This window comes from Quadrisphaera sp. INWT6, assembly GCF_015390235.1.
Lineage (GTDB): Bacteria > Actinomycetota > Actinomycetes > Actinomycetales > Quadrisphaeraceae > Quadrisphaera.
On sequence record NZ_VUOH01000006.1, the window covers coordinates 122,916 to 141,647 of the forward strand.

Here is an 18,732-nt window from a genome sequence, read left to right on the forward strand (position 1 = left end):
ACCGTCAGGGGTGGTGGTGGGCCACCAGCCGCGCCGACCCCAGCTCCAGGCCGCTCCAGGACCCGTCGAGCTCGAGCACCACGGCGTCGCCGGTGCTGACGCCTGCGCGCACCCGGGCGAGCAGCGCGCCGTCGGACCCGGCACCGGCCAGCGCGTCGGCCGCGCCGGAGACGACGGGCTCGTGGCCGACGAGCAGCAGCGAGACCACCTCGTCGGGGGTCCCGGCGACCAGGTGCACGAGCTCCTCCGCGGAGGTGTCGTAGAGGGCCGGCTCCTCCCGCACGGTGCCGGGGTGCAGCGCCGGCGCCATCGCCGCCCAGGTCTGCGCGGTGCGCAGCGCCGAGGAGACCAGCACCAGGTCGGAGGCGCCCAGGCCGCGCTCGACCAGCCAGGCGGCCGTCGAGGCGGACTGGGCGGCTCCACGGGGGGCGAGGGCGCGGCCGTGGTCGGTGCCGTCGGTCGAGCCGACCTCGGCCTCGCCGTGGCGGACCAGGACGAGGGTCCTGGCCGCCGATCCCGGCTGCGCGCCCGTCACGGCGTCAGGCGCCGACGGCGTGGACCCCGCCGTCGACGTGCACGATCTCGCCGGTGGTCTTGGGGAACCAGTCGGACAGGAGCGCGACGACGGCCTGGGCCGGCGGCACCGGGTCCTTGACGTCCCACGCGAGGGGGGCGCGCTCGGACCAGACGCTCTCGAACGCCTCGAAGCCGGGGATGGCCTTCGCGGCGGTGGTGCGGACGGGACCGGCGGCCACGAGGTTGCAGCGCACGCCGTCCTTGCCGAGCTCGCGGGCCAGGTAGCGGCTGACGGACTCGAACGCGGCCTTGGCCACGCCCATCCACCCGTAGACGGGCCAGGCGAGGGAGGCGTCGAAGGTCAGGCCGACCACGCCGGCGCCCGGCGCCAGCAGCGGCCGGGCGGCCACGACGAGCGACTGGAGGCTGTAGGCCGAGACCTGCATCGCGGTGGCGACGTCGTTCCACTCGGCGGAGAGGAAGCCGTCACCCATGACCGACTGCGGCGCGAAGCCGATGGAGTGGACGACGCCGTCGAGCTGGGCGCCCTCGCCGAGGTGCTCGGTGATGCGGCCGGCGAGGGCGGCGAGGTCGTCGGCGCTGGAGACGTCGAGCTGGACGACGGGCGCGGGCTGCGGGAGGCGGCGCGCGATGACCTCGGTGATGCGCATCTGGCGCCCGAAGCTCGACAGCACCACGGTGGCGCCCTGCTCCTGCGCGAGGCGCGCGACGTGGAACGCCATGGAGGTGTCGGTGAGCACCCCCGTGACGAGCAGCTTCTTGCCCTCGAGGAGCCCAGTCCCCTGCACAGCCATCAGTGACCCATCCCCAATCCTCCGTCGACGGGGACGACCGCCCCGCTGATGTACCCGGCGGCGTCGGAGGCCAGGAAGACCACCGCGCTCGCCACCTCCTCGGCGGCGCCGAAGCGGCTCGCCGGGATCGCGTCCTGGTAGGCCTTCTGCTGGGCCTCCGGCAGCGCGTCCGTCATCGCCGTGCTGATGTAGCCCGGCGCGACGACGTTCGTGGTGATGCCCCGGCCGCCCAGCTCGCGCGTCAGCGCGCGGGCCAGGCCCACGAGGGCGGCCTTGCTGGCGGCGTAGCTGGCCTGCCCGGGCGAGCCGTACAGGCCCACCACGCTGCCGATGAGGACGATGCGTCCGCGCTTCAGGCGGACCATGCCCTTGGCCGCGCGGCGCGCGCACCGGTGCGCGCCCCCGAGGTTGGTGTCGAGCACGGTGGCGAAGTCGTCGTCGGTGGCGCGCATGAGGAGGGCGTCGCGGGTGACCCCGGCGTTCGCCACGAGCACCTCGACGGGCCCGTGCAGCTCCTCGGCGCGGCTGAACGCGGCGTCGACGGACGTGGTGTCGGTCACATCGGCGCGGACGGCGACGGCCCCCTCGGGGACGTCCTCCGGGCGCCCGGTGCGGTACGTGCCCACCACCCTGTCGCCCGCGGCGACGAAGGCCTCGGCGATGGCCCGCCCGATCCCCCGGTCGGCACCCGTCACCAGCACGCTGCGGCCCTCCGGCACGCCCCACCTCCTGCTCAGCGCGGGTGCGGCCGCTCCGGACGGCCGTCCGGAGGGGCACCCCGTCGGCCCGAACGCTACCGGCTGCGCCCGCTCGGCCCGGCCCCGCCGTCTCCCGGCGGGGCCTCGAGGGGCCCGCGACCGGCCCGCGAGCCCGCTCCGACCGGGCAGCGCGAGGGCGCTCCGCGTGGTCAGGGGCGTGATCAGGAGGCGCCCGCGGCCCGGTGGGCTGGCTGCACGCAGGGGCTGCCCGCGGCGAGCGGACGTACGGTGGACACGTGGTAGACGCACACCCGCAGCACCACCGCCGCAGGCCGGCGGCGGACACCCCCTCCATCACCACGGCGACGCGCTCCCACCAGCAGGACATCGACTCCCGCATGGCGAAGTACGCGCTCGCCATGGGCATCCGCACGGTCTGCTTCATCCTCATCTTCGTGCTGCCGTGGCCGTGGAAGTGGGTCGCCGCCGCGGGCGCGATCCTCCTGCCGTACGTGGCGGTGCTCATCGCGAACGCCGGGCGGGAGCGCCTGCCGGTGGCGTGGGGCGCCCGGCGCGAGGGCGGCGAGGTCCCCTCGCCCCACCGCGAGGCCCCCGAGGCGCCCCCGGTGCAGCTGGGCGGCGTCGAGGTGGTGCAGGGCGAGGCCGTCGAGACCCCGTCCGAGCGGGAGCCCGCGCCCCGGCCCCACGGCGGCAGGGCAGGCGCCGAGGCGCAGGGCGACGCCCCGGACGGGTCTGGGGCCGGGGCCCACCGGGTCGACCGGGCCTCCTGAGGCCGGTCACCTCCCGGACACCTGCCAGCAACCCGGACGCCCCGCGGGGTTCCTCCCGGGGGCCCCGGGGTGCGACCATGGCGGCATGGCCTTCGAGCTGCACGAGCCCGCTCCCGACCTGGTGTGCAGCGCTCGGGGGTGCCGCAGCGGGGCTGCTCACGCCCTGCGCTGGAACAACCCCCGCCTCCACACCCCGGAGCGCCGCAAGACGTGGCTGGCGTGCGACGAGCACCGCGAGCACCTGTCGGCGCACCTGCAGGTGCGCGGCTTCCTGCGCGAGGTGGAGGCCGTCGAGGCCGCGCCCCTCGCCGCCTCCCAGCGCACCGCCTGACCCGGGGGCCACCGGCCGGCCCGCTGACCAGCGGGGCACCCGGCAACAGGCCCCCTCCGGGCGACGTACCGTGGTCGGGTGCACCGGCTGCTGCTCGAGCGGCGGTGGCTGAGGGCGGTCGCCCTCGCCGCCCTGTTCACGGCAGCCTGCCTGCTGCTCGCCCACTGGCAGTGGGACCGCCGCACCGCGCGCGTCGCGGAGATCGCCCTCGTGCAGGCCAACTACCGCGCGACGCCGGTACCGCTCGACGCGGTCCTGCCCCCCGGAACGACCGACCTGCCCGTCGGCCGCACCTGGACGCCCGTCACCGCCACGGGCACGTACCTCCCCGGGGCGAGCCTGGTGGTGCGCCACCGGGCCCACGAGACCGACGGCTACGGCTTCGAGGTGCTCGTCCCCCTCCTGCTCACCGACGGCCGCGTGCTCGTCGTCGACCGCGGGTGGGTGCCCGCCGACGTCGCCGCCTCCCGCGACGCCCCCGCCGCGCTCCCCGCGCCCCCCTCGGGGACGACCACCGTCGTCGTCAGGGTGCGCCCGGGCGAGCCGGTCGACGGGCGCCAGGCGCCCCCGGGGCAGGTGCAGGCCATCGACCTGGGCGGCACCGTCGCCGCCGGCGTGGCCGCCTCCGGGCCGCAGGGGGCCGCCGCGGCCCCCGCGATCATCACCGGGGCCTACGGCGAGCTGGTCAGCGAGACGCCGCCGCCCGCGGAGCAGCCGCCGCTGCCCGCGGTCTCCCCCAGCCTCGACGAGGGCCCCCACCTGGGCTACACGGTGCAGTGGCTGCTGTTCGCCGTCGGCGCCTGGGTCTTCCTCGTGGTCCACCTGCGCCGGGCCGCCTACGAGACCGACGTCGCCGCGGGCCGCCGGGAGCGCCGCGCGGAGGTCGTCACCTACGACCCCGACCGGGTCCCGTCCGACGAGGAGGTCGAGGACGCCCAGGTGGAGGCGATGATCGCCGCCGCGCGCGACGCCTCCCAGCGGCAGGTCCGGGGCCGCTAGGCGGCGGGGGCGTCACCGGCGTCGCCGGTGCCTCCGGCGAACTGCGTGCGGTGCAGGGCCGCGTAGAGCCCGCCCCGGGCCAGCAGCTCGGCGTGCCGCCCGCGCTCCACCACGCGGCCGCCGTCGACCACGCAGATGAGGTCGGCCGAGCGCACCGTCGAGAGCCGGTGGGCGATGACGATGCTCGTGCGGCCGACCAGCGCGGCGTCCAGGGCCTCCTGCACGGCGCGCTCGGACTCGCTGTCCAGGTGGGCGGTGGCCTCGTCCAGGACCACGACGCTCGGGGCGCGAAGGAGCAGCCGCGCCAGGGCCACCCGCTGCTTCTCCCCGCCGGACAGGCGGTGCCCGCGGTCGCCCACGACCGTGTCGAGGCCCTGCGGGAGCGCGCGGACCACCCGGTCGGCCCGCGCGGCCGCGAGCGCGGCCCACAGGTCGTCCTCGGTGGCGCCGGGGCGGGCGTACAGGAGGTTCTCCCGGACGCTGTCGTGGAAGAGGTGCGCGTCCTGGCTGACCACCCCGACGCGGCGGCGCAGCTCGTCCTGGGTGACGTCGCGCACGTCGACGCCGCCGACGCGCACCGCCCCGCCGCCGGGGTCGACGTCGTGGAGGCGGGCGACCAGCGACGCGATGGTGGTCTTGCCGGCGCCGCTGGGGCCGACGAGCGCCACCACCTGCCCCGCTCCCGCGCGCAGGGACACCCCGTGGAGCACGGGGCCCTCGTCCAGCTCCGGGTGCTGCTCCGGGACCGGCCCCGGTGCGCCGGCTGCGGCGCCGCCCTCCAGGGAGGCCAGCGAGCCGGCCGAGCCGTAGGTGAAGACGACGCCGTCGAGCTCGACGTCCAGCGGGCCGTCCGGGAGCGGGCGGGGGTGCTCGGGGTCGCGCACCGCGGGCTCGAGGTCGAGGACCTCGAAGACGCGCTCGAAGGACACCAGGGCGGTCATGACGTCGACCTGCACGTTGGACAGGCCCGTGATGGGCCCGTAGAGGCGGCCCAGGAGCGCGGCGAGGGCCACGAGGGAGCCGGTGGTGACGGCCCCGCTGATGGCCAGCCAGCCGCCGACGCCGTAGACCATGGCGGTGGCCAGCGCCGCGAGCGCGGTGAGGCCGGCGAAGAAGACCCGGCTCGAGAGGGCGGTCTGGACGCCGATGTCGCGGACGGCCCCGGCGCGGGTGCGGAACTGCTCGGCCTCGGTGCCGGCGTCGCCGTAGGTCTTCACCAGCAGCGCGCCCGAGACGCCGAAGCGCTCGGTCATCCGGTCGCCGAGGTCGGCGTTGCGCTGCATCGCCTGGCGGCGCAGCCCCGCGAGCCGGCGCCCGACGCGCCGTGCGGGCAGCAGGAACAGCGGGGCCACCAGCAGGGCCAGGAGGGTGATCTGCCAGCTGAGCACGAGCATCGCCGCGACCACGGCCAGGAACGTCACCGCGTTGGACAGGATCCCGGCGGCGGTGGAGGTGAACGCCTGCTGGGCGCCGACGACGTCGCTGTTGAGCCGCGACACCAGCGCGCCGGTCTGGCTGCGGGTGAAGAAGCCGATCGACTGCCGCTGGACGTGCTCGAAGACGGTGCTGCGCAGCTGGTAGATGAGGCCCTCGCCGATGCGCGCCGAGAGCCACCGCTGCACCAGCGACAGCACGGCCTCCGCGAGCGCGACCGCGGCCACGCACAGCGCCAGGACCACGACGACGGACCGGTCGCCGGTGCGGACGCCGTCGTCGATGAGGTGCCGCAGCAGCAGCGGGGGCACGGCGACCAGCGCGCCGTCGAGGACCACCAGGGCCACGAAGACCGACAGGGGTCTGCGGTGGGGCCGGGCGAGGGCGGCGACCCTGCGCAGGGTCCCGGGGGCGAGGCGGTGCTCCAGGACCTTCCCGTCGCGGCTGAAGGACCGCATGGCGGACCAGCCGCTCGTGCTGCTCACCGGGTGCTCACGCGCTGCTCGGGAGGCTCGTGGTGGTGCTGGTGGTGGGACTCGTGGTGGTGCTCGCGTCCTGTGGTGGCTGCCGGCGCCGTCGTCGGTGCCGGTGGTCCCGTGAGCGGGTCGCCTCGCTGTTTGAGCGAACCGCCCCGGGCTGTGCGGACGGCTCAGCCGGCCTTGCGCGCTCCCCGCGTCGCACCACCGCGGCTGCGGAGCGAGACGTCGCTCTCGCTGAGGATACGGTGCACGAACCCGTAGGACCGCCCCGTCTCCGCAGCGAGGGCCCGGATGCTGGCCCCCGAGGCGTACTTCGCCTTCAGGTCGTCGGCCAGCGTGGTGCGCTCGCCGCCGGTGATGCGGGCGCCCTTCTTGATGATCGGACTGTCACTCATCGGTGTTGCCTCCTGCGTCGTCCTCGACCAGTCCCCTGCTGGCCGCGCCCGTGATCCCGGCAGATGACTGCACCGAGAACCGGAACGACCATGGTGGGGCCTCCCCTGTCGGCGTGCCGCAGCGGGGTCCCCCTGGAAGATCTTGCGCCCTCCCGGGCCGGTTCGCTATGGGAACGATCGAGGAGGTCAGGCGAGGGAGACGAGCTCGGCGTACTCCGGGCTCCAGAGGTCCTCCTGGCCGTCGGGCAGGAGGACGACGCGCTCGGGCTCGAGGGCGTGCACGGCGCCCTCGTCGTGGGTGACGAGCACCACGGCGCCCTCGTAGCGGCGCAGCGCGTCGAGGACCTCCTCCCGGCTGGCCGGGTCGAGGTTGTTCGTGGGCTCGTCGAGCAGGAGGACGTTCGCGGCGCTGACCACCAGCATCGCGAGCGCCAGGCGCGTCTTCTCGCCGCCGGAGAGCACGCCCGCGGGCTTGTGGACGTCGTCGCCGACGAAGAGGAAGGAGCCCAGCACGCTGCGCACGCCGGTGTCGTCGAGGTCGGGCGAGGCCGAGCGCATGTTCTCGAGCACCGACCGGTCGACGTCGATCGTCTCGTGCTCCTGGGCGTAGTAGCCCAGCCGGAGGCCGTGCCCGGGGACGACGGCGCCCGTGTCGGGGGTCTCCACCCCGCCCAGGAGGCGCAGCAGGGTGGTCTTGCCGGCGCCGTTCAGGCCCAGCACCACGACCTTGCTGCCCTTGTCGATGGCGAGGTCGACGCCGGTGAAGATCTCCAGCGACCCGTAGGACTTGCTGAGGTGCTCGGCGCTCAGCGGGGTGCGCCCGCAGGCGGCCGGGGAGGGGAAGCGCAGCTTGGCCACCCGGTCGGACTGGCGCACGTCCTCCAGGCCCGCCACGAGCTTCTCGGCGCGCTTGGCCATGTTCTGCGCCGCCACGGCCTTGGTGGCCTTGGCGCGCATCTTGTCGGCCTGCGCCATCAGGGTGCCGGCCTTCTTCTCGGCGTTGGCGCGCTCGCGCTTGCGGCGCTCCTCGTCGATGCGGCGCTGGTCGAGGTAGAGCTTCCAGCCGACGTTGTAGAGGTCGAGCTGGGAGCGGTTGGCGTCGAGGTGGAACACCTTGGTGCAGACCGCCTCCAGCAGGCCGACGTCGTGGCTGATGACCACCAGGCCGCCGGAGTACGTCTTCAGGTGGTCGCGCAGCCAGACGATCGAGTCGGCGTCGAGGTGGTTGGTGGGCTCGTCGAGGAGCAGCACCTCGGCGTCGGAGAACAGGATGCGCGCCAGCTCGACGCGGCGGCGCTGGCCGCCCGACAGCGTGCCCAGCGGCTGCGACAGCACCCGCTCGGGCAGGCTGAGGTTGGCGGCGATGCGGTGCGCCTCGGACTCCGCGCCGTAGCCGCCGGCCGCGGTGAAGCGCGCCTCGAGCTTGGCGTAGCGGTCCATCGCGCGCTGGCGCAGGACGGGGTCGTCGCCGGCCATCTCGGCCTCGGCGGTGCGCATCTTGGTGACGACGGCGTCGAGGCCGCGCGCGCTGAGCACCCGCGCGATCGCGGACTGCTCCAGGTCGCCGGTGCGCGGGTCCTGCGGGAGGTAGCCCACCGGGCCGTCGGAGGTCACCGAGCCGCCCGCCGGCTGGGTCTCGCCGGACAGGACGCGGGTCAGGGTGGTCTTGCCGGCGCCGTTGCGGCCCACCAGGCCCACCCGGTCGCCGCGACCGACGCGGAAGGTGGCCCCGGAGACCAGGAGGCGGGCGCCCGCGCGGAGCTCTACGTCAGTCGCTGTGATCATGTCCTCCCCATTCTAGGCGCCGCAGAGCTGTGCCAGGGTGTGCCCGTGGCCATCACCGCTCCCGTGCCGAGCCGCCTCCCGCGGCGCGCCGTCCTCGCAGACCTCGTCCCCGCCGTCGGCGCGTCCACGCGCGTGCGCGACGCCCTGCTGGTGGTGGGCGGTGCGCTCTTCACCGCGCTGCTCGCCCAGGTGGTCGTGCACCTGGGCTTCACGCCGGTGCCGGTCACGGGGCTGACCCTGGCGCTCGTGCTGGTCGCGGCCTCGCTGGGCCCGGTCCGCGCGCTCAGCTCCCTCGGCCTGTACGCCGTGCTCGGCGCCGTCGGCCTGCCCTTCTACGCCGACGCGTCCGGTGGCCTGCACGTCGTCCTGGGCGCGACGGGCGGCTACATCGTCGGCTGCATCCCCGCCGCGTTCCTCATCGGCCTGGCCGCCCGCCACGGCGCTGACCGCCACTGGTGGCGCGCGGTCCCGCTCTTCGTCGCGGGCCAGCTCGTCGTCTTCGCCGTCGGCGTGCCGTGGCTCGCCCTGACGACCGGCATGACCGCGTCGCAGGCGGTCGCCGCCGGCTTCACGCCGTTCCTGCTCGGCGGCCTGGTCAAGGCCGTCATCGCCGGGGTCGCGCTCCCGGGCGCCTGGCAGCTGAGCACCCGCCTGCGGGGGTGAGCCCGCTGGCTCGCCCGACCCGCTGACCCGCCTCGTCACGAGGGCCCCTCCACCGCGCGGTGGAGGGGCCCTCGTGCGTCGCGGACCGGCGGGCTCAGGAGCTGGGGGTCTGGCCCGCCTGGGCGCACGCGGCCTGCAGCTGGGCCACCTGGCCCTCGTCGGGCCCGCCGTCGCCCAGCAGCTCGTCGGCCTGGGAGACGACGTCGCCCTCGACGCCGGCCGCCTCGGCGGCGCGCACCGCGGCGCGCAGCTGCGTCAGGTCGGACTCGCTGAGCTGGCCGTCCTCGACGTACCCGCAGACCTGCTGCAGGGCCGCGCCGCGGGCGGCCCCGACGGCTGCCGAGCTGGCGCCCTCCCCCGCTGCGGAGGCGACGTCGCCCACCGCGGAGCAGCCGGTCAGCGCCAGGGCGACCCCGGCGCCCGCCACGAGGGTCATCACGCTGCGTCGTGTGCTGATCACCGCTCCAGGGTGCCAGAGGTCACGGCAGCGGGCGCAGCGCCACGGCTCCCCGGTCCAGCAGGTCGACGACGACGCGGTCGCCGTCCACGACGAGCCGCGTCCTGCGGCCGGCGGTCCCACCGGCCGCCAGCGCGGCCGCTCCCCAGCAGGCCGCGGCGGCGGGGTGGGCACCGGAGCTGCGGAGCACGGCCCCGGCGGCCCCGCGGCCGGTGGGGGCCGCGCCGTCCAGCAGCGCGAGCGCGCCAGCGCCGTCGAGCGGGTCGAGGTCGTCGGCCCAGGGGTGCCCCGCCCGGCCGCGGGAGACCACCGCGAGCACGGTGCTGCGCTGCACGGGGCCGGGAGCGGCGAGCGCCGCCAGCGCGCCGGAGGCCGCAGCGTCGGAGGAGCAGCGCACGAGCACCCGCGCCCCCGCCTCCGCGGCGTCGACCGCGTCCACGACGGCTGCGGGGTCGTCATCGTCGGCCGCCTCGACCACCGCGTCGGCCCAGGACCCCTCCGGGGCCCGGGGCTCGCCGACGAGCACCGCGACCCTCCGGCCCGGTGCACCGGCTCCGCCCGCGAGCTCCGAGGGACCACCGGCTGCGGCCCGGGCGCCGGTGAGCTGGTCGAGACCGGGCACCCCCGCCTCGGCCGCGCGGCCCGCGAGCGCGGGGACGGCGGCCCACAGGGCGGTGAGGGTGGCGGCGACGGTGGTCGCTCCCGTCGGGGAGGAGACCAGCCACCCGCTGGGGCTCGCGGCGACCCGGGTCGGCTCGCCGAGGGCGCGGCAGAGCGCGGTCGCGGTGACCGCGGCGACCGCCCGGGCCGCGGGCCCGGCGACGGCGGCGGACGCCCAGTCGCGGCCCCCTCCGCCGCCGCAGCCCCCGCACATCAGGGCATCACGTCGCCGGAGTTGGGACCGAGCACCTGCCCGACGTAGAGGTTGCCGCCGGGGTCGCTGGCCAGCAGCACGGCCGTGGGGGCCACCTCCGCCGGCACCCCGAAGCGGCCCAGCGGCAGCTCGGCGCGCTTGGCCGCCTTCCACTCCTCGCTGATCCCGGCGACCATCGGCGTCTCGACGGGCCCGGGGGCGATGGCGTTGACCAGCACCCCCGCGGGGGCGACCTCCCGGGCGAGCGCCTTGGTCATGCCGATGACGCCGGCCTTGGCGGCGCTGTAGTGCGCCAGGCCCACCCCGCCCTTGAGGCCCAGCTGGGAGGCGATGCTGATGATCCGGCCGCTGCCCGCGGCGAGCATGGAGGGCAGCACCGCGCGGCAGGCGAGGAAGACGCCGGTGAGGTCGACGTCGAGCGTGCGCTGCCACTGGGCCAGCGGCATCTGCGCCAGCGGGCCCTCGTCGAGCACGCCGGCGCTGTTGACCAGGACGTCGACCCTGCCGTGCCGGTCCAGCACGTGCTGGACCGCGGCGGTGACCGAGGCCTCGTCGGTGACGTCGACGCGCACCGAGCTGGCCGCACCGGCCGCGGCGGCGGCGCGCTCGAGGCGGTCGCCGTCGCGGTCGGCCGCCACGACGACGGCTCCCTCGGCGGTGTACGCGGCCGCGACGGCCTGGCCGATGCCGCTGGCCGCCCCCACCACGAGCGCGACGCGCCCCTCGAGCGCGCCGGTCACGCCGGCATCCTGACGGTGAGCCCGCCGTCGACCACCAGCTCCTGGCCGGTGACGTAGGCGGCGTCGGGGCCGGTGAGGAAGCGGATGACCGTCGCGACCTCCTCGGGGCGGCCCACCCGGCCCCAGGGGATGCCGGCGCCGGCGGCGCGCAGCCCCTCGGGGCCGAGGGAGTTGACGGGGTCGGAGGACTGCGGGGTCTCGATGAGCCCCGGGACCACCGTGTTGACGCGGATGCCGCGGGGTGCGAGCTCGACCGCCAGGCTGCGGCACAGCCCGATGACGCCGGCCTTCGCGGCGGCGTAGTGGGCGTGGTCGCCCCACCCGTAGACGCCCCCGGCGATCGAGGAGACCGCGACCATCGCGCCGCCGTCGTCCATCCGGGCCGCGGCGGAGCGGAGCACGCGCAGCACCCCGGTGAGGTCGACCGAGAGCATGTCGTCCCAGGCCCCGTCGGTCAGCTCCGCCAGGGGCGCCCTGCGGAGCACCCCCGCCGCGGCGACGGCGACGTCGAGCCGGCCCCACTCGTCGAGGGCCCGCTGGGCGAGGGCGTCGACCTGCGCCGGGTCGCGCACGTCGACCTCGGCCACGACGCACTCGCCGCCGGCGGCGCGCACCAGCGCCGCCGTGTGCTCGGGGTCGTGCGGGTCGCCGGGGTAGCTCCCCGCGACGACCCGCACGCCCTGCTCGGCGTAGGCGACCGCCAGCGCGCGGCCGATGCCGCTCGCCGCGCCCGAGATGACGGCCACCCGCGCCATCAGTGCGACGCCACCGCGGGGGCGCCGGCCGGGACCAGCTCGGGGTCGACCTGCTCGAGCACGGCGACCGGGCGGCAGCCGAGCATCGCGACCGCCGACAGGAGGATGCCGCCGGCGCCGACCCACAGCGCCGCGGACGACCAGGAGGTGCCCGCCGCGAGCAGCGCCGTCACCGTGATGCCGGCGACGATGGCGCCGGGCTGGCTCATGGCGCCCAGGAACGTGGCGCCGGTGGCGCGGCAGTCGACGTCGTAGGCCTCGCCCATGAGGAACAGCAGCGCGGCGTACGGGCCCACCAGGAAGAACATGCCGACCGAGTACAGGACCACGGTCATCACCGGGCCGGTGGTGAGGCTGAGCATCAGCGTGAAGGCGGCGGCGGAGACGAACCAGCCGACGACGATGACGCCACGGCGCCCGAAGCGGTCACCGGCCCAGCCGTGGAAGAGGTAGCCGCAGAAGGCGACGATGTTGATGACGATGAACATCCCGAGGGCCGAGGCGAAGTCCACGCCCTTGGCCTCGACCAGGACGCTGGTGCCCAGGACGCTGAAGACCTGGATGCCGAACCAGTTGAAGATCCAGGCGAGGGACAGCGCGACGGTGTTGCGGCGCGCGGCGGGGGCGAAGATCTGGCGCAGCGGCGCCTTGGGCTCGGCCTCGAGGTGGTACTCGGCGGCCAGGACGCGCGCCTCGTCGGTGCGGCCCTCCTTGACGAGGGTGCGGAGCCGGGAGGCGATCTGGAACTGCGGCGTCTCCTTGAGGGTGCGGCGCAGCAGCAGGATGACGATCGCGGGGAACGTGGCCAGCAGGAAGCACCCGCGCCAGCCGACGACGGGCAGGAGCGCGGCGGCGAAGGCCGCGGCGAGCAGGGTGCCCAGAGGCCAGCCGCCCTGGACGATCGAGTAGACGAAGCCGCGCCGCTTCTTGATGACGGCGTCCTCCGAGACCGCGTAGATCTCGTTCAGGTAGGTGGTGTTGACCGACTGCTCGGCCAGGCCCAGGCCGCCGAGGGAGCGGACGGCCACCAGGTACGCGGGGTTGCAGGTCAGCGCGGTCAGGCCCGAGGCGAGGGCGGTGCCGGCGACCGTGACGAGCATGCCGCGGCGGCGGCCGAGGCGGTCGACCAGCGGGCCGACGCCGAGGACCACGAACGCGGTGCCGATGGAGATGAGGGTGGCGACGCCGGTGGCGGTCGCGGCGGACCAGGTGAAGTCGGCCTGCAGCGCCGGGAGCAGGGTGCCGAACAGGATGAAGTCGTACACGGCGAAGACCCACGCCATCAGGGCGAACAGGGTGCCCTTGCGGGTCTCGCGGACGGAGACCAGGTGGCGGCGCCAGGGGTTGGCGCCGGCCGGGCTGCTGGGCTGGCTGGAGGGCTGGCTGCTGGGCGGGGCGGCGGACTCGGACGTGCTCATGGGGAGGTCCTCTCGGGCGTGCGGGAGCGGCGGGGCGAGCAGGGGTCAGGCGCGGCGGGGGTTGCGGGCGATGAAGTCGTCGGCGATCTCGTCGAAGGTCACCCAGCGGGTGCCCTCGTGGCTGTTGATGTGCGCGATGAGGCGCTCGAGCATCAGCAGCACCTGCGGGCGCCCCGAGACGTCGGGGTGGATCGTCAGGGTGAAGACCGCGGGCGCGTCGTCGTCGCCGTCACCGGTCTCGCGGTAGACCCAGTCGAACTGGTCGCGCCACATCTCCTCGAGGTGGCGGGGGTTGACGAAGCCGTGGCTGTTCGGGCTCGTCTTGATGAACATCATCGGAGGCAGGTCGTCGAGGTACCAGTTCGCGGGGATCTCGACCAGGTCGGTCTCCTCGCCCCGCTCGAGCGGCCTCATCCAGCTGCTCGCGGGCTGGGAGTAGTCGATCGGCGTCCAGGAGTCGCCGACGCGCACGTAGTAGCACTCGAAGTCGCGGTGCATGAGGGAGTGGTCGTACTTGATGCCGCGCTCGAGCAGCAGCTCGTTGCTGACGCGGGAGAACTCCCACCAGGGCGCGACGTAGCCGGTGGGACGGCGGCCGGTGACCTCGGTGACGAGGTCGATGCAGCGGTCGAGGACCTCGGTCTCCTGCTCGCGGCTCATCGCGATCGGGTTCTCGTGCGAGTACCCGTGGATGCCGATCTCGTGGCCGGCCGCGGCGACGGCCGCGGTCTGCTCGGGGAAGGTCTCGATGGAGTGGCCCGGGATGAACCACGACGTCCTCATGTCGTGGCGGCGGAACAGCTCGAGCAGGCGGGGCACGCCGACCTCGCCGGCGAACATGCCGCGCGAGATGTCGTCGGGCGAGTCCTGCCCGCCGTACGAGCCGAGCCAGCCGGCGACGGCGTCGACGTCGACGCCGAAGGCGCAGAGGATCTCCTTGGGCACAGCACTACCTCCTGGGTGGGTGGGGCTTGACGGTGTTGACGGTGTTGACGGTCTGGGTGGTCAGTCGGTGAGGGCGGCGTGCGGCACCACGGCCACCGCGCGCTCGGCGAAGGCCGCGGGCAGGTCCGCGCGGTCGGTGCCGGCGGCGAGCAGCGCGAGCAGCAGCACGCGGGCCTGCCCGGGGCGGAGCAGCCCCGAGGGGACGGCGCCCGCGGCGACCAGGTCGGCGCCGCCACCGCCGCCGTAGATCGCGGCCACGGGGCCCGCGGGGACGCGGGTCGACAGCACGACCGGCACGCCGGAGGCCACCAGGGCCGTGACCGCCCCGAGCATCGCGGGGGGTGCGTTGCCGGCGCCCAGGCCCTGCAGCACGATCCCGTCGGCCCCGGCCGCGGCGAAGGCGCGCAGCGCGGTGTCGTCGGCCCCGGGGTAGGTGGCGACGACGTCGACCCGCACCCGGCCGAGGTCCATGGCGTCGAGGTCGAGGGCCGGGGGGCGCTGGGACGCCGCCGCGAGGTGCACGCCGTCGGGACCGACGCGGCCGACCAGGCCGCCGGAGGGGGCGCCGAAGGCCTGGGTCGCCAGGGTGTCGACCTTCTGGACCCCGCGGGCGGCGAAGACCGAGCCGTCGAAGCAGACCAGGACGCCCGCGCCGCGGGCCTGCGGGGAGGTCGCCACCAGCAGGGCGTCGCGCAGGTTGGCGGGCCCGTCGGTGCGGGGGTCGTCGGCGGGGCGCTGCGCTCCGGTGAGGACGACGGGCCGGGGGTCGTCGTGGACGAGGTCGAGCAGGAGGGCGGTCTCCTCGGTGGTGTCCGTGCCGTGGGTGAGGACGACGCCGTCGACGTCCTCGTCGGCGAGCGCGGCGCGGACGGCGCGGGCGATCTCGCCCAGCTGGGCGGGGCGCAGGGCGAAGCCGTTCCACAGGCCGGCGTCGAGGACCTCGACGGTGACGCCCTCGGGGACGTCGACGCGCGCGACCAGGTCGGCCCCCGACAGGCCGGCCCGGTGGCCGCCCTCCGGGGTCCTCAGGCTGGCGATCGTGCCACCGGTGGTGACGACGACGGCTCGACGCACGGGTCCTCCTCGAACAGCGTGGGAGCGCGCGGGTGGGGGTCGACGTCGACTCCGCCCAATCGTTTGGGCGGCGTGCCCAAACGATTGCGCTGCGGTTGAGGAGTAGAGAACTGGGTCGCGGTCGACGCGTCAAGGCCCTGGGCGCGAGTCGCGGCGGCGCGGCGCGATCTTTAACAGGGACGTCACACGCGGCGCCCGCGGATCACCTGCCCGCAACACGTACCGTGGCGGCGTGGACGGCCCGGCAGACGACCCCGACCCCACGCCCCGCCGCGGCCCGGTCACGCTGCGGACCATCGCCGAGCTCGCCGGCGTCCACGTCACCACCGTCTCCCGGGTGCTCGCGCCGCCGGCCCAGGCGGTGCGCACGTCCTCTCCCGAGACCGCGCAGCGCATCCGCGAGATCGCCGCCGAGCTCGGCTACCGGCCCGACCCCCACGGGCGCGCCCTGCGCACCAACCGCAGCCACCTCGTGGGGGTCCTCGTGCCCCGCCTGGCCGACCTCGTGCTCGCCACCATCTACGAGGGCGTCGAGGACGCCGCGGGCCGCGCCGGGTACTCGACCTTCGTCACCAACAGCCAGGACGACGTGGCCCGCCGCGCCGACCGGACCGACATGCTGCTCGCCCGCCGGGTCGACGGGATCCTCCTCGGGGACGCGCCTGTCGACGGGTCCTCGCTGGGCCTGCTGGTGGAGCGGGGCGTCCCGTACGCCCTCGTCAGCCGCCGCGCGCCCGGCCACCCCTCGGTGACCTGCGACGACCTCGCCGGGGGCCGCCTGGCGGCGGAGCACCTGCTCGCCCTCGGGCACCGCGACGTGGCGGTCGTCGCGGGCGAGCCGTACACGAGCACCGGCCTGGACCGCACCGGCGGCTTCCTCGCCGCCTTCGCCGAGGCCGGGCACCCCGTGCCCGACCACCGGGTCCGCCGGTCGGGCTTCGACGTGCGCGGTGGCCGCGAGGCCGCGGAGGCGCTCCTGGCCACCGGCCCGCTGCCGACGGCGGTCTTCGCCGTCAACGACTTCGCCGCCATCGGCGTCATGGGCGCCGTCCGCGACCGGGGGCTGACCCCCGGCCGCGAGGTGTCCGTCGTCGGCTTCAACGACGTGCCCCTCGCCGCGGAGCTGCCCGTGGGGCTCACCACCGTGCGCTCCCCCATGCACGAGATGGGCCGTCGGGGGTTCGCGCTGCTGCTCGCCCGGATCGAGGGCCGCACCTGGGGCTCGGAGCTCCTCGACCCCGAGCTCGTCGCCCGCGCCTCGACGGGTCCCGCACCGCGCTGAGGCCCGCGCGCGCTGGTCAGCCGGGGGTCCCCACCCGGACCCGCACCGAGCGGGCGCGCGCGGCGACGTCGTCGAGCACCCGGCGGCGAGGGTCGGCGACGTCGAGCAGCGGGCCCTGCGGCAGGGCGGCCACGGCTGCGCGCAGCTCGGTGGGCAGCGCCGAGAGGACGTCGGCCACGAGCTGGCGGTCGCCGCCGGGGACGACGACGTCGGGCGCCCGCCCCGGCGAGAGGACGCGGGTGAGCCCGTCGGCCGCGGCACCGACGAGCCCCTCGGCCTGGTTGGCGCGGCGGCGGGCGTAGCGCTGCTGGCTCCAGCCGCCGGCGGCGGTCCGCGACTGCACGTAGCGGGTGCCGCCCAGCCCGTCGAGCACCTCGCCGGCGCGGGCGAGGCCCACGGCCCAGCCGCCGCGGCGGACGAGCACCAGCAGCGCCGTCCGAGGCCGGGCCGCGTGCTCCGCCAGCGCGGCGACGGGACCGCCGGCGTCGGCTCCCCCGGGCAGCACGAGGGGAGGCCACGGGACCTCGAGGTCGGCCACCTCGCCGTCGTCGCCCGCGAGCAGCAGCCGGTCGGGCGCCGCGCTGACGACGACCGGGCCGTGCGAGGACGTGAAGCGCTCCACCCAGCCGGTGAGCCGCTCCGGCGCCACCTCGACGAGGCGGCTGCTCACCCCACCGCCCCGAGCGGCGTGGCTCCGGACGTGCAGGACCCCGCCGAAGGGCCCCGGAGGGCCCCACCGACGGGGTCCTGCACGTCGGCCGTCACCGGCTCAGACGTTGAAGCCGAGGGCTCGCAGCTGGTCGCGGCCGTCAGCGGTGATCTTCTGCATGTCCCACGGCGGCATCCACACCCAGTTGATGCGGTGGTCGTCGACGACGCCGGTCAGCACGTCGGCGACCTGCGCCTCGATCTCCTCGGTGAGCGGGCACGCCGCCGAGGTGAGGGTCATGTCGATGACCGCGGTGCGCGGCTCCTCGACCGTGAGGCCGTAGATGAGGCCCAGGTCGACGACGTTGATGCCGAGCTCGGGGTCGACGACGTCCTTGAGGGCCTCCTCGACGTCCTCGCGGGTGACGTCGGACATCAGGCGCTCACGACGCCGGACCCGAGGAAGCGGTCGTAGCCGTTCTCCTCGAGGTCGTCGGCGAGCTCGGAGCCGCCCTCCTCCGCGACGCGCCCGGCCACGAAGACGTGGACGAAGTCGGGCTTCACGTAGCGCAGGATGCGCGTGTAGTGCGTGATCAGCAGCAGGCCGGTCTCGCCGGTGGCGCCGACGCGGTTCACGCCCTCGGACACGACGCGCAGCGCGTCGACGTCCAGGCCGGAGTCGGTCTCGTCGAGGACGGCGATCTTCGGCTTCAGGAGCTCCATCTGCAGGATCTCGTGGCGCTTCTTCTCACCGCCGGAGAAGCCCTCGTTGACGTTGCGCTCGGCGAAGGCCGGGTCCATGCGCAGCTGGTCCATGGCCGTGCGCACGTCCTTGGTCCAGTGGCGCAGCGAGGGGGCCTCGCCCGAGACGGCGGTCTTGGCGGTGCGCAGGAAGTTCGACACCGTGACGCCCGGCACCTCGACGGGGTACTGCATCGCGAGGAAGAGGCCGGCGCGGGCGCGCTCGTCGACGCTCATCGCGAGGACGTCCTCGCCGTCGAGGGTGACGGAGCCGCCGGTGACCTCGTAGCGGGGGTGGCCGGCGATGGAGTACGCCAGCGTCGACTTGCCGGACCCGTTGGGGCCCATGATCGCGTGGGTCTCGCCGGCGCGGACGGTCAGGTCGACGCCGCGCAGGATCTGCTTGTCACCGGCGTCGGGGGTCTTGACGCTGACGTGCAGGTCGCGGATCTCCAGGGTGGCCATGCTGGGGTGTTCTCCTCGGTCGAGGGTGCTTCAGGACTGTGGTGTCAGAGCTGACGGTCAGGACTCGGCGCGGGCGCCGACGTCCGTGGTGGCGTCGACGAGGACGTCGTCGCCGTCGAGGGTGAGGGCGTACACGGGCACGGGGTGCACCGCGGGCAGGGCGCTCGGCCGGCCGGTGCGCAGGTCGAAGGCCGACCCGTGCAGCCAGCACTCGATCATGCAGCCCTCGACGTCGCCCTCGGACAGGGAGACCGCCTGGTGGCTGCAGGTGTCGGAGATGGCGTGGAGCCCGCCGTCCTCGTCGCGGACGACGGCCACGGGCACCAGCTCACCGCGGGGCCCCGGAGCCTCGACGCGCAGGGCGCCGGACTCCGGGACGTCCGCGGCGGAGCACACCCGCACCGCGCTCATCGCCGACCCGCCGCTC

General features: G+C 75.7%; 22 protein-coding genes. 5 read left to right on the plus strand and 17 right to left on the minus strand.

Features of this window, described 5'->3' with window-relative positions; genetic code table 11:
* Window positions 1–4: 4 nt before the first annotated feature.
* From F1641_RS17990 to fabG, 3 genes are read right to left on the minus strand one after another with little or no spacing between them, the layout of a single operon-like run.
* Complete coding sequence (locus F1641_RS17990) at window positions 5–535, minus strand: histidine phosphatase family protein (protein ID WP_194907829.1); 531 nt, start codon at window positions 533–535, stop codon at window positions 5–7.
* 4 nt (window positions 536–539) lie between these two features.
* Entirely contained in the window at window positions 540–1,331 is a 792-nt protein-coding gene (gene fabI, locus F1641_RS17995) for an enoyl-ACP reductase FabI (protein WP_194907831.1), read from the minus strand.
* Window positions 1,331–2,050 carry a 3-oxoacyl-ACP reductase FabG gene (fabG, locus tag F1641_RS18000; RefSeq protein ID WP_194907832.1) on the minus strand — a complete coding sequence of 240 codons (720 nt, stop codon included), beginning with the start codon at window positions 2,048–2,050 and terminating at the stop codon, window positions 1,331–1,333. Before fabG ends, fabI begins: the two co-directional genes overlap by 1 nt.
* Before the next feature lie 275 nt (window positions 2,051–2,325).
* Here fabG and F1641_RS18005 point away from each other — a divergent pair, with 275 nt between their 5' ends.
* The 3 genes from F1641_RS18005 (at window position 2,326) to F1641_RS18015 (ending at window position 4,150) form a co-directional block, all read left to right on the plus strand.
* Window positions 2,326–2,820 carry a DUF3099 domain-containing protein gene (locus F1641_RS18005; RefSeq protein WP_194907833.1) on the plus strand — a complete coding sequence of 165 codons (495 nt, stop codon included), beginning with the start codon at window positions 2,326–2,328 and terminating at the stop codon, window positions 2,818–2,820.
* An 85-nt stretch (window positions 2,821–2,905) separates the two neighbouring features.
* A complete protein-coding gene (locus F1641_RS18010) occupies window positions 2,906–3,151 on the plus strand; it encodes a hypothetical protein (protein ID WP_194907834.1) in 246 nt (81 codons plus the stop codon).
* Between the two features lie 78 nt (window positions 3,152–3,229).
* Window positions 3,230–4,150: an SURF1 family protein gene (locus F1641_RS18015; RefSeq protein ID WP_194907835.1), complete on the plus strand. Its 921-nt coding sequence runs from the start codon at window positions 3,230–3,232 to the stop codon at window positions 4,148–4,150.
* Here the strand turns inward: F1641_RS18015 and F1641_RS18020 are convergent.
* The 3 genes from F1641_RS18020 to abc-f form a co-directional block, all read right to left on the minus strand.
* Entirely contained in the window at window positions 4,147–6,042 is a 1,896-nt protein-coding gene (locus F1641_RS18020) for an ABC transporter ATP-binding protein (protein WP_194908171.1), read from the minus strand. The genes F1641_RS18015 and F1641_RS18020 overlap by 4 nt on opposite strands.
* 191 nt (window positions 6,043–6,233) lie before the next feature.
* Window positions 6,234–6,458: a helix-turn-helix domain-containing protein gene (locus tag F1641_RS18025; RefSeq protein WP_194907836.1), complete on the minus strand. Its 225-nt coding sequence runs from the start codon at window positions 6,456–6,458 to the stop codon at window positions 6,234–6,236.
* A 186-nt stretch (window positions 6,459–6,644) separates the two neighbouring features.
* Entirely contained in the window at window positions 6,645–8,243 is a 1,599-nt protein-coding gene (gene abc-f, locus F1641_RS18030) for a ribosomal protection-like ABC-F family protein (protein ID WP_194907837.1), read from the minus strand.
* 45 nt (window positions 8,244–8,288) lie between these two features.
* On the opposite strand from abc-f, the gene F1641_RS18035 reads away from it, so the two are divergent.
* A complete protein-coding gene (locus F1641_RS18035) occupies window positions 8,289–8,906 on the plus strand; it encodes a biotin transporter BioY (RefSeq protein ID WP_206691448.1) in 618 nt (205 codons plus the stop codon).
* 94 nt (window positions 8,907–9,000) lie between these two features.
* Here F1641_RS18035 and F1641_RS18040 read toward each other — a convergent pair whose 3' ends face one another.
* The 7 genes from F1641_RS18040 to F1641_RS23530 are packed head-to-tail and all read right to left on the minus strand — an operon-like array spanning window position 9,001 to window position 15,169.
* Complete coding sequence (locus tag F1641_RS18040) at window positions 9,001–9,366, minus strand: hypothetical protein (RefSeq protein WP_194907838.1); 366 nt, start codon at window positions 9,364–9,366, stop codon at window positions 9,001–9,003.
* A 19-nt stretch (window positions 9,367–9,385) separates the two neighbouring features.
* On the minus strand, window positions 9,386–10,237 hold the full coding sequence (locus F1641_RS18045) for a hypothetical protein (RefSeq protein ID WP_194907840.1): 852 nt from the start codon (window positions 10,235–10,237) through the stop codon (window positions 9,386–9,388).
* Window positions 10,237–10,977: an SDR family oxidoreductase gene (locus F1641_RS18050; protein ID WP_194907843.1), complete on the minus strand. Its 741-nt coding sequence runs from the start codon at window positions 10,975–10,977 to the stop codon at window positions 10,237–10,239. Before F1641_RS18050 ends, F1641_RS18045 begins: the two co-directional genes overlap by 1 nt.
* Complete coding sequence (locus F1641_RS18055; protein ID WP_194907846.1) at window positions 10,974–11,732, minus strand: SDR family NAD(P)-dependent oxidoreductase; 759 nt, start codon at window positions 11,730–11,732, stop codon at window positions 10,974–10,976. The genes F1641_RS18050 and F1641_RS18055 overlap by 4 nt, the downstream gene beginning before the upstream one ends.
* Complete coding sequence (locus F1641_RS18060) at window positions 11,732–13,150, minus strand: MFS transporter (protein ID WP_194907847.1); 1,419 nt, start codon at window positions 13,148–13,150, stop codon at window positions 11,732–11,734. Before F1641_RS18060 ends, F1641_RS18055 begins: the two co-directional genes overlap by 1 nt.
* A 45-nt stretch (window positions 13,151–13,195) precedes the next feature.
* Window positions 13,196–14,095: a polysaccharide deacetylase gene (locus F1641_RS18065; protein WP_194907848.1), complete on the minus strand. Its 900-nt coding sequence runs from the start codon at window positions 14,093–14,095 to the stop codon at window positions 13,196–13,198.
* A 60-nt stretch (window positions 14,096–14,155) separates the two neighbouring features.
* Entirely contained in the window at window positions 14,156–15,169 is a 1,014-nt protein-coding gene (locus F1641_RS23530; protein ID WP_194907849.1) for an asparaginase, read from the minus strand.
* Between the two features lie 232 nt (window positions 15,170–15,401).
* On the opposite strand from F1641_RS23530, the gene F1641_RS18075 reads away from it, so the two are divergent.
* Window positions 15,402–16,451: a LacI family DNA-binding transcriptional regulator gene (locus tag F1641_RS18075; RefSeq protein WP_194907850.1), complete on the plus strand. Its 1,050-nt coding sequence runs from the start codon at window positions 15,402–15,404 to the stop codon at window positions 16,449–16,451.
* A gap of 16 nt (window positions 16,452–16,467) precedes the next feature.
* On the opposite strand, the gene F1641_RS18080 is transcribed toward F1641_RS18075, so the two are convergent.
* The 4 genes from F1641_RS18080 to F1641_RS18095 form a co-directional block, all read right to left on the minus strand.
* Entirely contained in the window at window positions 16,468–17,121 is a 654-nt protein-coding gene (locus F1641_RS18080; protein WP_206691449.1) for an acVLRF1 family peptidyl-tRNA hydrolase, read from the minus strand.
* Window positions 17,122–17,220: 99 nt separating this feature from the next.
* Complete coding sequence (locus F1641_RS18085; RefSeq protein ID WP_194907852.1) at window positions 17,221–17,535, minus strand: metal-sulfur cluster assembly factor; 315 nt, start codon at window positions 17,533–17,535, stop codon at window positions 17,221–17,223.
* Window positions 17,535–18,305, minus strand: a complete 771-nt coding sequence (gene sufC, locus F1641_RS18090; protein ID WP_194907853.1) for a Fe-S cluster assembly ATPase SufC — start codon at window positions 18,303–18,305, stop codon at window positions 17,535–17,537. The genes F1641_RS18085 and sufC overlap by 1 nt, the downstream gene beginning before the upstream one ends.
* 57 nt (window positions 18,306–18,362) lie before the next feature.
* Entirely contained in the window at window positions 18,363–18,716 is a 354-nt protein-coding gene (locus F1641_RS18095; RefSeq protein WP_194907854.1) for a non-heme iron oxygenase ferredoxin subunit, read from the minus strand.
* Window positions 18,717–18,732: the final 16 nt, after the last annotated feature.